This is a genomic window from Curtobacterium sp. MCJR17_020 (assembly GCF_003234365.2).
Taxonomy (GTDB): Bacteria; Actinomycetota; Actinomycetes; order Actinomycetales; family Microbacteriaceae; genus Curtobacterium.
The window spans coordinates 2,426,261-2,438,840 of the sequence record NZ_CP126260.1 but is presented as its reverse complement, the minus strand read 5'-3'; the positions used below and the strand labels follow the sequence as shown (position 1 = coordinate 2,438,840).

10 protein-coding genes are annotated in these 12,580 nt (G+C 69.7%); 6 read left to right on the top strand and 4 right to left on the bottom strand.

Annotation, left to right across the window (positions count from 1 at the left end):
• Window positions 1-76: 76 nt before the first annotated feature.
• Window positions 77-1,105, bottom strand: a complete 1,029-nt coding sequence (locus tag DEJ14_RS11490; RefSeq protein WP_111086101.1) for a TerC family protein — start codon at window positions 1,103-1,105, stop codon at window positions 77-79.
• A 233-nt stretch (window positions 1,106-1,338) separates the two neighbouring features.
• Here DEJ14_RS11490 and ftsY point away from each other — a divergent pair, with 233 nt between their 5' ends.
• Complete coding sequence (gene ftsY, locus DEJ14_RS11485) at window positions 1,339-2,208, top strand: signal recognition particle-docking protein FtsY (protein ID WP_111086057.1); 870 nt, start codon at window positions 1,339-1,341, stop codon at window positions 2,206-2,208.
• A 59-nt stretch (window positions 2,209-2,267) separates the two neighbouring features.
• Window positions 2,268-2,426, top strand: a complete 159-nt coding sequence (locus DEJ14_RS11480) for a DUF4175 domain-containing protein (protein WP_139199230.1) — start codon at window positions 2,268-2,270, stop codon at window positions 2,424-2,426.
• 189 nt (window positions 2,427-2,615) lie between these two features.
• Here the strand turns inward: DEJ14_RS11480 and lipA are convergent, their stop codons facing one another.
• Both lipA and lipB read right to left on the bottom strand, forming a co-directional pair.
• On the bottom strand, window positions 2,616-3,599 hold the full coding sequence (lipA, locus tag DEJ14_RS11475; protein WP_111086058.1) for a lipoyl synthase: 984 nt from the start codon (window positions 3,597-3,599) through the stop codon (window positions 2,616-2,618).
• Window positions 3,596-4,351: a lipoyl(octanoyl) transferase LipB gene (lipB, locus tag DEJ14_RS11470; protein ID WP_111086059.1), complete on the bottom strand. Its 756-nt coding sequence runs from the start codon at window positions 4,349-4,351 to the stop codon at window positions 3,596-3,598. Before lipB ends, lipA begins: the two co-directional genes overlap by 4 nt.
• An 89-nt stretch (window positions 4,352-4,440) precedes the next feature.
• Between lipB and DEJ14_RS11465 the strand changes: the two genes are divergently transcribed.
• Together DEJ14_RS11465 and ffh are read left to right on the top strand one after the other, a co-directional pair.
• Entirely contained in the window at window positions 4,441-5,118 is a 678-nt protein-coding gene (locus DEJ14_RS11465; protein ID WP_146249788.1) for a VOC family protein, read from the top strand.
• Window positions 5,119-5,161: 43 nt separating this feature from the next.
• Entirely contained in the window at window positions 5,162-6,715 is a 1,554-nt protein-coding gene (gene ffh / locus DEJ14_RS11460) for a signal recognition particle protein (RefSeq protein WP_111086061.1), read from the top strand.
• Between the two features lie 181 nt (window positions 6,716-6,896).
• Here the strand turns inward: ffh and DEJ14_RS11455 are convergent, their stop codons facing one another.
• Window positions 6,897-8,036: a glutamate--cysteine ligase gene (locus tag DEJ14_RS11455; protein ID WP_181437584.1), complete on the bottom strand. Its 1,140-nt coding sequence runs from the start codon at window positions 8,034-8,036 to the stop codon at window positions 6,897-6,899.
• Between the two features lie 119 nt (window positions 8,037-8,155).
• On the opposite strand from DEJ14_RS11455, the gene aroA reads away from it, so the two are divergent.
• Together aroA and DEJ14_RS11445 are read left to right on the top strand one after the other, a co-directional pair.
• Window positions 8,156-11,398, top strand: a complete 3,243-nt coding sequence (gene aroA, locus DEJ14_RS11450; protein WP_111086063.1) for a 3-phosphoshikimate 1-carboxyvinyltransferase — start codon at window positions 8,156-8,158, stop codon at window positions 11,396-11,398.
• Between the two features lie 3 nt (window positions 11,399-11,401).
• Window positions 11,402-12,571, top strand: a complete 1,170-nt coding sequence (locus tag DEJ14_RS11445) for an acyl-CoA dehydrogenase family protein (RefSeq protein ID WP_111086064.1) — start codon at window positions 11,402-11,404, stop codon at window positions 12,569-12,571.
• The last annotated feature ends 9 nt before the right edge of the window (window positions 12,572-12,580 follow it).

Below are 12,580 nucleotides of genomic sequence, written 5' to 3'. Positions count from 1 at the left end.
ACGGACAGACGGGAGTCACGGTGCCAGCTGGCACCGTGCCTCCCGTCCGTGTTGCCGCCCGTCCAGGGCGTGACGCTTACTCCGCGTCGGCCGCGACCGACTCCTTCGGCTCGCCCGTCGGGGTGAGCCCGCGCTCCTGGCGCTTCTTCGAGACGACCAGCGAGGCGGTCGTCGCGACCGCGATGGTCAGCAGGATGAAGCCCAGCGAGAACCAGATCGGGATCTCGGGCGCCCACTCGATGTGCTCGCCACCGTTGATGAACGGCAGCTCGTTGACGTGCATGGCGTGGAAGACGAGCTTCACACCGATGAAGCCGAGGATGACCGCGAGGCCCTGACCCAGGTAGATCAGACGCTCGAGCAGTCCGGCGATCAGGAAGTACAGCTGCCGCAGGCCAAGCAGCGAGAACGCGTTCGCGGTGAACACGATGAAGGCGTCCTGGGTCAGCCCGAAGATCGCGGGGATCGAGTCGAGCGCGAACAGCACGTCGGTCAGACCGATCGCGACCATGACGAGCAGCATCGGGGTGAACAGGCGCTTGCCGTCGACCTTGGTGGTCAGGCGGTCGCCGTCGTAGTGGTCCGACGTCGGGATGATGCGCTTCAGGATGCGGATCAGGCGGGAGTCGCCCTCGTCGCCACCGTGGTCGTTGCCGCTGCGCGCCTGCGACCACGCGAGCCAGAACAGCAGCGCACCGAACAGGTAGAACACCCACGAGAAGTTCTCGATGATCGTGACGCCGAGGGCGATGAAGATGCCTCGGGCGACGAGGGCGATCGCGACGCCGACCAGCAGGACCTTCTGCTGGAACTCCTTCGGCACGGCGAAGCTCGTCATGATGATGAGGAAGACGAACAGGTTGTCGACCGACAACGCCTTCTCGGTGAGCCACCCGGCGAAGTACTCACCGCCGGCCTGTCCGCCGCCGAAGACCAGGATGCCGAAGCCGAACAGGATCGCGAGTCCGATGTAGAACACGGACCAGAACGCGGATTCGCGGATGTGCGGCACGTGCGGGGTACGCACGTGCGAGTAGAAGTCGAACACCAGCAGGGCGAGGATGCCTGCGATGGTGAGGAGCCAGACGAAGAGTGGGACGTCCACGGTTTCCTTCAGGTAGGCGACGTACGAGTGCGTGTCGTGTGACGGCACGTGGGTACGCCGAGGCCTGAAGGTCTCTTCCGCCGTGTCGCACCGGAACCGGTGCTGCACGACCGGCGCCCCGGGTCCGGATCGTTCCGGGCCGTACTGACGGGGTCACCGAGAGGGAATACTCCCCTTCGTGAGACCGAGCATACCGGGCACAGCGGACATGCGCCGCGCTCTAAGCTGGGAGCATGGCGAGTTCCTGGTCACTGTCCTCACGGCTGCGCGGCCTCTTCCAGCGCAAGACGATCGACGAGACCACGTGGGAGGACCTCGAGACCGCGCTGATCGGCGCCGACTTCGGTCCGGACATCTCCGAGGCGATCATCGAGGACCTGCACGCGCGCGTCGACCGGTACGGCACGACCGACCCGGCCGACCTGCAGCGCATGCTGCGCGAGGTGCTCGAGGAACGGCTGTCGAAGCTCGACACCACGCTCAAGCTCAGCGCGCGGCCCGCCGTCGTGCTCGTCGTCGGGGTGAACGGGGTCGGCAAGACCACGACGATCGGCAAGTTCGCCAAGTTCCTGAAGACCTACGACCGCACGGTCCTCGTCGGAGCGGCCGACACCTTCCGTGCTGCCGCGGTCGAGCAGGTCGCGACCTGGGCCGAGCGCGCCGGCGTCGACGTCGTCCGCCCCTCGCAGCCCGGTCAGGACCCGGCCTCGGTGGCGTACCAGACCGTCGAGAAGGCGATCCGCGACAACACCGAGATCGTCGTCATCGACACCGCCGGCCGCCTGCACACGAAGGCGGGCCTGATGGACGAGCTGACGAAGATCAAGCGCGTCGTCGAGAAGCAGACCGAGATCAGCGAGGTGCTGCTCGTCCTCGACGCCACCACCGGGCAGAACGGCCTGGCCCAGGCGCAGGCGTTCATCGAGGGCGCCGGGGTCACCGGCCTCGTCATCACCAAGCTCGACGGCTCGGCGAAGGCCGGGTTCGTGCTCAGCGTGCAGGAGAAGACGGGCATCCCGATCAAGCTGATCGGGCAGGGTGAGGGCATCAACGACCTGACCGGTTTCACCCCGCACGTGTTCGTGCAGAACCTCGTCGGCTGATTCCGGGTACTGTCTCCGCAGTACAGGGATCGTCCAGGTACACCGGAAGGAGCCCCTCAATGCCAGCTCTCCTGATCATCGCGATCATCGTCGGCCTCGTCCTGCTCTTCAGCGGCATCTTCGTCGGTGCGCTGAAGTTCCTGCTGTGGGTCGGGATCGTCCTCATCATCCTGGCCGTCATCGGCTGGCTCCTCAGGAGCATCCGCGGTCGCGCATAGCGCTCGCATCGCCCTGAACGGGCGGATGGACGAACGGGAGGCACGGTGCCAGCTGGCACCGTGCCTCCCGTCTGTCCGTGCCCGAGTCTCGGGCCGCGCGCGCCGAGTCTCGGCCTGGGCGACACTTCTCGCGCTCCGGAGCGCGAGAACTGTCGCTGAGCGCGAAACTCGCGCAGCACCGCGCGAGACTCAGACCGCCTGGCGACCCGGCGCCGCGTCGAGCAGGTGCGACAGGTGCTCGGGAACCGAGCCGCCACGCGCGACCGTGGCGCGCGCCCACAGGCGTCCGGCGCGGTACGACGACCGGACGAGCGGGCCGGCGAGCACCCCGGCGAAGCCCATCTCCTCGGCGACCTCACGCAGCGCGACGAACTCCTCCGGCTTGACCCAGCGCGCCACCGGCAGGTGCCGCGGCGACGGGCGGAGGTACTGCGTCAACGTGATGATGTCCGTGCCGGCGTCGAACAAGCGCTGCAGGGCGTCCTCGATCTCGATGCGCTCCTCGCCCATGCCGAGGATCAGGTTCGACTTCGTGACGAGCCCGGCGTCGCGGCCCTGCGTGATGACGTCGAGGGAGCGCTCGAACGTGAACGCCGGTCGGATCCGCTTGAAGATCCGCGGCACGGTCTCGACGTTGTGGGCGAAGACCTCGGGGCGGGCGTCGAACACCTGGCCGAGCTGGTCCGGGCGGCCGTTGAAGTCCGGCACCAGGATCTCGACGCCGGTGCCGGGGGAGTGCTCGTGGATCTGGCGGATGGTCTCGGCGTAGAGCCAGGAGCCGCCGTCGGGCAGGTCGTCGCGGGCGACTCCGGTCACCGTGGCGTACTTCAGGCCCATCGACACGACCGAGTCGGCGACCCGGCGGGGCTCGTCGCGGTCGAGCGGCTCGGGCTTGCCGGTGTCGATCTGGCAGAAGTCGCACCGGCGGGTGCACTGCGAGCCGCCGATCAGGAACGTTGCCTCGCGGTCCTCCCAGCACTCGAAGATGTTCGGGCAGCCGGCCTCCTGGCAGACGGTGTGCAGCTGCTTGTCCTTGACCAGGGCGGACAGCTCGCGGAACTCCGGGCCCTGGGTGGCACGGGTCTTGATCCACCCGGGCTTCGTCTCGATCGGGGTCTCGGCGTTGCGGGCCTCGACGCGGAGCATCCGGCGGCCTTCGGGGGCGAGGGTCATACGAGGGTCTCCTGTCGTGCGGGCGCGGTACTGGACGCTGTGCTGGTGGCTGCGGTGTCGGGGGTGGTGATGCTGATCCGGCGGCCGGTGCGCATGCCGTGCTCGGCAGCGCGGATGCGGTCGACCACGGTGTCGGCGAGGTCGGCGACCGTGACGGAGCGCCCGGCGGCGGCGCTCAGTGTCGTCACGCCGGCGTCGGCGATACCGCACGGCACGATCGCGGCGTAGGCGTCGAGCGCGTTGTCGCAGTTGATCGCGATGCCGTGGGTCGTCACGCCCTCGGCGACGTGCAGGCCGATGGCGCCGAGCTTGGCGGGCGGTGCGCCGGTCGTCGGCGCCGACCCGGTCGTCGGCGCCGACCCGGTCGTCCAGGCGCCGCTCCGGCCGTCGATGCGCCGCGCGTCCACCCCGACGGTCGCCGCCGCGTCGATGATGACCTGCTCGAGGTCGCGCACCCACGCCACGACGTCGATCGGAACGGCCAGTCGGACGATCGGGTAGGCGACGAGCTGCCCGGGGCCGTGCCAGGTGATGCGTCCGCCGCGGTCCACGTCGATCACCGGGGCACCGTTCGTCGGCAGGTCGGCCGGCTCGGTGCGTCGGCCGGCGGTGTACACGGACGGGTGCTCGCACAGCACGAGGGCCCCGGGGGAGCGGCCGGCGACGACGTCGGCGTGGAGGTCCCGCTGCAGTGCGAGTCCCTCGGCGTAGTCGAGCAGCCCGGCAGGCCGCACGATCTCGAGTTCCGGCATGCGAGCGAGCCTACGACGGTTTCTGGACGGAGTACAACAACGCGCTCGACCTTGACCTGAACCGTGGTTGAGGGCTTCGGATGGCGGACATGGACATCCGCCAGGCACAGCTCGCCACCCGCTCGCTCGACGACACCGCCCGGTTCTGGGAGCGGCTCGGTTGCCCGGTCGACCGCACCGACGGAGTCGTCGAGGTCGTGGTGGGGTCGACGCGGCTCCTGTTCCGGGAACTGCCGGAGATGACCGGTGCGCTGCACCTCGCGATCACGATCCCGGCGGGCACCTTCGACGTGGCTGCCGCGTGGATCGCCGGGATCGCGACGGTCCTGGTCGACGCCGACGGCCGTGACGAGTTCGACGGACCGCCGAACTGGAACTCGCGATCGGTGTACTTCGAGGGTCCGGACCAGCAGCTGCTCGAGCTGATCGAGCGGCGGGACCTCGCCGCTGGTGCAGGTGCGGCCCGTGCCAGTGCCGGTGTGTCCACCGGCCCGCTGCCGCTCGTCTCCGTCAGCGAGGTCGGCATCGCCGTGCCCGACGTCCTCGGTGCCGTCGAGACACTGCGCCGCGCCGGACTGAAGCCCTACGCCAACCCACCAGGCGAGGGCTTCGCCGCGGTCGGCGACGTCGACGGTCTCGTCATCCTGGTGTCGCCGGAGCGGCGGTGGTTCCCGACCGCTGACCGCCTGCCGTCGACCGCGCCGGTGGTCCTCGACGTCGGGCTGGACACCCCGGTCGAGCTCACGCCTGGCGTGCTGCTGCGCTGACCGACCGGGACCCGCGCTCCGAGCCTTGTAGAATCGACGGATCATGGCGCAATTCGGTTCACTCTCCGATCGGCTGACCGAGACCTTCCGCAATCTGCGGAGCAAGGGTCGGCTGACTCCGTCCGACGTCGACGGCACCGTCCGCGAGATCCGGCGGGCGCTCCTCGACGCCGACGTCGCGCTCGAGGTCGTCAAGGCGTTCACCGCTTCCGTGCGCGAGCGTGCCCTCTCCGACGAGGTCAACCGCGCGCTGAACCCGGCGCAGCAGGTCGTCCAGATCGTCAACGAGGAACTCGTCGGCATCCTGGGCGGGCAGCAGCGTCGCCTCGAGTTCGCGAAGAAGCCGCCGACGGTCATCATGCTCGCGGGTCTGCAGGGTGCCGGTAAGACCACCCTCGCCGGCAAGCTCGGCAAGTGGCTCAAGAAGGACGGCCACACCCCCATGCTCGTCGCGGCGGACCTCCAGCGTCCGAACGCCGTGCAGCAGCTGCAGGTCGTCGGCGAACAGGCCGGCGTCCACGTCTTCGCGCCGGAGCCCGGCAACGGCGTCGGTGACCCGGTCAAGGTCGCCAAGAACGCCATCAAGGCCGCGGTCGACCAGCAGTACGACACCGTCATCGTGGACACCGCCGGTCGTCTCGGTGTCGATGCCGAGCTGATGAAGCAGGCCGCGAACATCCGCAAGGCCGTCGACCCCGACGAGGTCCTGTTCGTCATCGACGCGATGATCGGTCAGGACGCCGTCGTCACGGCCCGCGCGTTCCAGGAAGGCGTCGACTTCACCGGTGTCGTGCTGTCGAAGCTCGACGGCGACGCCCGCGGTGGTGCGGCGCTCTCGGTGGCCAGCGTCACGGGCCGCCCGATCATGTTCGCCTCCACGGGTGAGGGCCTCGACGACTTCGAGCCGTTCCACCCGGACCGCATGGCGAGCCGCATCCTCGACCTCGGCGACATCATGTCGCTCATCGAGCAGGCCCAGTCGGCCTTCGACGAGGACGAAGCCCGCGCGGTCGCCGAGAAGATCGCGTCCGACTCGTTCACGCTGAACGACTTCCTGCAGCAGATGCAGCAGCTCCGCAAGGCCGGCTCGATCAAGGGCATGCTCGGCATGCTCCCGGGTGCCAAGGGCATGCGCGAGGCGCTCGACAACTTCGACGAGCGCGAGATCGTCCGCACCGAGGCGATCATCCAGTCGATGACGCCGAAGGAGCGCGAACTCCCGAAGCTCCTCAACGGCTCGCGCCGACTCCGCATCGCCAAGGGTGCCGGCTCCACGGTCACCGAGGTCAACGCCCTCGTGAACCGGTTCGAGCAGGCCGCGAAGATGATGAAGACCGTCGCCCGTGGTGGCGTGCCGCAGATGCCGGGCATGGGGCCGATCCCGGGCATGCACGGCGGCAAGAAGCAGCAGCAGGGCGGCAAGAAGAAGTCGAAGGTCGGCAACCCGGCCAAGCGCGCAGCGATCGCCGCCGGTACCGCTGCCGCTCCGCAGCAGGCGCCGAAGGGCTCCGGCCTCGGCCTCGGCGGTGCCGCCAAGGGCGGCAAGGCGCCGACCGAGGAAGAGCTCGCGAGCCTGCAGAAGTTCCTGGGGCGCTAGTCGCGACCGCTGACGGACGGGAGGCCCGGTGCCAGCTGGCACCGGGCCTCCCGTCCGTCTGCGCGCACGTCGCGACGTTCCTTCCCAGAACGGGCGCGATGGCAAGCGGAATCGGGCGTACCGGGTCGGAAGTGACGACCCGGTACGCCCGATCCGACCAGCTCCGCGGAACGGCCCGGGGTCACAGCGACTCGCGGAACTCCGTGACCAGGTGGCGGACGACCTCGCGCAGGTCACCGCCGTGCTCCTGCGCGACCCGCAGCTGCCGCTGGTACGACGCCCCGTTCGCGATCATCGTGTCGAGGTGGTGCAACTCCTGCTGGCAGCCGAGCCGCTCGGCCACCGGGTCGAGCCGCTGCACCAGGTCGTGCACCTCGTCGGTCACGAGCCGCTCGTCGCCGGCGGCGTTCGTGATGATCTCGGCCTCCATGCCGTAGCGGGCGGCGCGCCACTTGTTCTCGCGGATGAACCACGGCTGCATCGTCGGCAGGGTCTCGCCGGCGTCGAGCCGGTCGGACATCGCGGTGACCAGGCACTGCACGAGCGCGGTGACGGCGCCGACCTCGTGCAGGGTCGAGATGCCGTCGGACACGCGGTTCTCGAGCGTGCCCCACTTCGGTGAGGGGCGGATGTCCCACCGCAGGTCCTTCACGCTGTCGATGACGCCGGTGTGCGTGAGGTCGCCCACGACCTCTTCGAAGTTCGCCCAGGCACCGAGCGCGGGCGGCAGGCCACCGGTCGGCAGCTGCTGGAACATGAGGGCCCGGTTCGAGGCGTACCCGGTGTCGATGCCGGCCCAGAACGGGCTCGACGCGGTGAAGGCCTGCAGGTGCGGGACGTACGCGAGCATCGCGCCGAGGATCGGCAGGGCCTTGTCGCGGTCGTCGATGCCGACGTGCACGTGCACACCCCAGATGAGCATCTGACGACCCCACCAGCGCGTCCGGTCGATCAGTGTCGTGTAGTGCTCACTGTCCGGGGTGATCTCCTGCTGGTCCCAGACGGCGAACGGATGCGTGCCGGAGCACATGACCTGGGCGTCGAGCGGTTCGGCGGCGTCGATGACCTCGCCGATGATGCCGGACAGCTCGCTCGTGGCGTCGCTGACCCGCGAGTGCACGCTGGAGACGACCTCGACGGTGTTCGTCAGGAGTTCCTCGGTCACCCGCTCGCGATCGCCGAGTCGTTCGTGCACGGCCGCGATCACGGCAGGGGCACGGGGCGTGAGGTCTCCGGTCGACAGATCGACCAGCGGGAGTTCCCACTCGACGCCGATGGTCGACGGAGGGGACTCGGTGAAGCGGATGTCCATGCTGTACATCCTGCCCGGAAGGTTGTCGGACACGCACAACGACGGCGGCTTCTGGTCGTGCGGATCCGATTCACAGTAGTTCCACACCGGGCGTACCGTTGATATGTACAGAGCAGGAAGAGGTACGCATGCAGTTGGTCGTGCGCGGCACGTCCGCACCACTCGTCGGTGAACTCGACGTCCCGGTCTCGAAGTACCATGCGCACCGCGCGCTGGTGCTCGCGTCGCTGGCGAAGGGGACGAGCATCGTCTCCGGCATCAGCGCCACCCGCCAGGTCGAGTGGACCGTCGGCACGCTCCGTGCCCTCGGCGTCGACGTGAAGCGTCGCGGGGACGAGTACCACGTCACCGGGCTCGGCGGCCGGTACGAGGCCACCGACGTCGTCGACCACGGGTCCCGCGGCGCCGACGGCATCCTGAACATGGGGTCCTCCGGCACCACGCTCTACTTCATGACGGGTCTTGCGTCGCTCGCCGACAAGCCGATGACGCTCGTCGGCATGAAGTACTTCCAGCGCCGGCCCATCAAGGCACTGCTGACCTCGCTGACCCAGATGGGTATCGAGCTCGAGGCGACGAACGACTGCCCGCCCGTCACCGTCCAGCCGAAGCGCCCCCGCGGCGGTGACGTCACGATCGCCGGCACCCTGTCGCAGTGGGTCTCCGGCCTGCTGCTGGTGGCCCCGTTCGCCGAGCAGGAGACCCGGATCCACATCACCGGCGGCCGGCTCAACGAGCAGCCCTACGTCGAACTGACCGTCCGGATGATGCGACAGTTCGGCCTGACGGTCGAGGTCTCCGACGACTGGCTCGAGTACCGGATCCCGGCGAACCAGCAGGCCACCCCGCACGACTACGTCATCCCGCCGGACATCGGCTCCGCCGCGTTCGGCATCGCCGCGGCCGGCATCCGCGAGTCGAACCTGCTCCTGCGCGGCATGACGGCCTTCACCACCGCCGAGACCGACCACCCGGAGAGCGAGTTCCTCGACCTCGCGACGGCGATGGGCGTCCCGATGCGGATCGACGAGGAGACCGGGTTCGTGCGCATCGAGCACGACGGCTCCCCGCTGCGACCGCTCGACATCGACTGCCAGCCGATCCCCGACCTGCTGCCGGTCCTGTCGACCATGGCCACGTTCGCCGAGGGCACCACCCGGCTCTGGAACGTCGCCCACATCCGGTTGAAGGAGTCCGACCGCGTCGCCGCGATGCTGCAGCTCAACCGCATGGGCGGCCGGGCCGAGCAGGGTGCGGACGAGCTCCGCGTCACCGGCGTCGGGGCCGAGGGGCTCCACGGCGCGCAGATGTCGTCGTTCAACGACCACCGCGTGCTCATGTCGCTCGCCGTCGCCGCCTCGAAGGCGCGCGGCACCTCGGGGCTGACCTACCCGCGGGCCTACCGGATCTCGTACCCGACGTTCCTCGAGGCGATGAACTCCGTCGGCCTCGACATGGAGGTCGGCGACGCCCTCGCCGCGCAGATCGCTCGCGACGACCGGGCCGACGCGGCCGAGGCCGCCGAGATCGCCGACGCCCGCACCGACCTCGGCGAGCGCACCGACGGCGAGCGCACCGACGGCGAGCGCACCGACGGGGAGCGCACCGACGGGGAGCACACTGACAACGAGCAGCAGCCGTTCGCGCCCACGACCCCGGAGCCGCTCGCGCTCGCCGGTGTCGACGCCGACCCCCTCGTGCTGAGCGAGAAGGTCCGCGCGCTCGCGACGACCGATCCCGACGGCCTCGCGGTCATCGAGGTCGGCGGCGCAGCACCCGTGAACACCACGTGGCGGGAACTGCAGGGCGAGGCCGACAAGGTCTCCGCGCTCCTGCTCGAGCTCGGGGTCCGCACGGGCGAGTCGGTCGCCATGCAGCTGCCGAACTGGCGCGAGTTCGTCTCCATCACCCTCGGGGCGATCCAGATCGGGGCCGTCGCGACGCCGATCATGCCGGTGTTCGGTCCGCGCGAGACGACGATGACGCTCGCCCGGTCCCGCGCCCGCGTGGTGTTCCTGCCGAACGTGTTCCGCAAGCGCCGGCCCGCGCTCGAGCTCCTCGACGTCATCGACGAGGCGAAGGCCCAGCAGCGCCGGCTGTCGGTCGAGCACGTCATCGTGCTCCGGTCCGAGGCGCGCGGCCAGGTCGACGCCCCGACCAACCAGCCGCCGCTGCCGGCCGACGCCCTGGACCGGGTGGCCACGAGCGACTGGCACTGGCGCTACTTCGACAACGCCCTCGACGCCGTGCACGTGGACGTCGACGAGATCACCTCGCGCGCGCCGGGCCCCGACGACGTCTGCCAGCTGCTGTTCACGAGCGGCACGACGGGGGAGCCGAAGGGCGTGCAGCACCCGCACCGCACCCTCGGTCTGGCCACGGCCATGCACGTCGCGCAGTCCGGTCTGACGAGCGCGGACCGGATCTACATCCCGTCGCCGCTCGCGCACCAGACCGGGTTCCTGTACGGCATGCTGCTGGCGTTCCGGCTCGGTGCGCCGCAGGTCATCCAGCCGGTGTGGGACGGCACCGTGGCGCTCGAGCAGGCGTTCGGCGTCGCGAAGGCGTCGTTCGTGCAGTGCGCGACCCCGTTCCTGACCGACCTCGTGGACCTGGTCGAAGCCGGTGCCGCCCAGCCCGAGTCGCTGCGGATCTTCGTGCCGACCGGTGCCGCCGTGCCGCGGGCCCTCGCCCAGCGGGCCGCGACGGTGCTCGGTACGGCCATCCTCGGCGCGTTCGGCACGAGCGAGACCTGCCTCGGCGCCCTGTCCAGCCCGAGCGACGACCCGGCGGCAGCGTACGGGCACGACGGTCGTGCGCTGCCGGGCATCCGGATCCGGATCGTCGACGACGAGGGCCACGAGCTCCCCGCCGACACCGAGGGCAACTTCGAGCTGCACTCGCCGACGATGTTCGACGGGTACCTCGACCGCCAGGACCTGACCGACGACGTCTTCACCGAGGACGGCTGGTACAAGACCGGCGACCTGGCGAAGGTCGACGCGAACGGCTTCCTGTCGATCACCGGCCGGATCAAGGACGTCATCAACCGCGGCGGCGAGAAGATCCCGGTCGTCGAGATCGAGAACCTGCTCTACCAGCACCCCCTGGTCACCGACGTGGCGATCGTCGCGATGCCGGACGCCCGACTCGGTGAGCGTGCCTGCGCGTTCGTCGTGCCGGCTGCCGGTGCCGAGCGGCTCGACTTCGCGGCGATGCAGCAGGCGCTCGACAAGGCGGGCGTGAGCAAGTACTACTGGCCGGAGCGGCTCGAGTACATCGACGAACTGCCGCGCAACGCCGTCGGCAAGGTCCAGAAGAACGTCCTGCGCGAGCAGGCGGCTGCGCTCGTCGCGACGAAGGAGAACTGAGAGATGACGATGGTCACGGAGCCGGACACCGAGACGGCCTTCCAGCAGCTCAAGGCCGAGGTCACCGAGTGGGTCCGGGGCCGTGGTGAGGAGTGGGCCGACGAGATCGAGCGCACCGGCCGGGTCACCCCGGAGCTGTTCCAGGAGCTCAAGGACAACGGGTGGCTCTCGCTCGCGGCGCCGACCGAGCTCGGCGGACGGGCCATCCCGTTCTCGCGCTACCTCGAGATCATGGAGATCGTCTCGCGTTCGCACGCGTCGATCCGGATGCTCGTGCACGTCATCAACGGCACCTGGCGCGCGATGGCCCCCTACGCGACGCCGGAGCAGATCGAGCAGGTCGTCAAGCCGAGCGTCGCGGGTGACAAGCTCGTCGCGTTCACCCTGACCGAGGCCACGGCCGGCACCGGCGCGGACATCCGCACCACCGTCCGCCGCGAGGGCGACACCTACGTCATGAACGGTGAGAAGCACCTCATCACGTTCGGCGTGCAGGCCGACTACTGGCTCATCGCGGCCCGCCTCGAGGGCACCAGCGGTCAGGACGGTACGGTCGCGTTCCTCATGCCGAACAACGGGCTGCCGGGTGCCGAGGTGATCGACGACTCCGACACCATGGGCATCCGCGGTACCGACCACGCCATCCTGCGCTTCACCGACGTGCCCGTGCCGGCCAGTGCGCTGCTCGGTGCCGAGGGCCAGGGGCTCGAGGTCGCGCTCGGCGGCTTCCTGCTGCCGAGTCGCGTGTCCGTCGCGATGAGCGCCGTCGGCCTGGCCGAGCGTGCGAACGAGCTCGCCGTCGAGTACGCGAACAAGCGGGAGACGTTCGGCAAGCAGCTCTCCAGCCGCCAGGCGATCCAGTTCTACCTGGCCGAGAACTACGCCGACATCGCCGCAGCCCGCGCCCTGGTGCTCGAGGCCGCCCGCGCCTACGAAGAGGACCGCCCCGACGCGGGCACGCTGTCCAGCGCCTCGAAGATGGTCGCGGTCGACATGCTCGCCCGCGTCACCGACAAGGCCCTGCAGGTGCACGGCGGCCAGGGCTACTGGAAGCGCAACGCGATCGAGCGCGTCTACCGCGACGCGCGCGCGCAGCGCTTCGAAGAGGGCACCAACGAGATCCAGAAGCTGGTCGTCGGCCGCGCCGTCGTCACCGGCAAGGCCGGGTTCTAGACCACCACC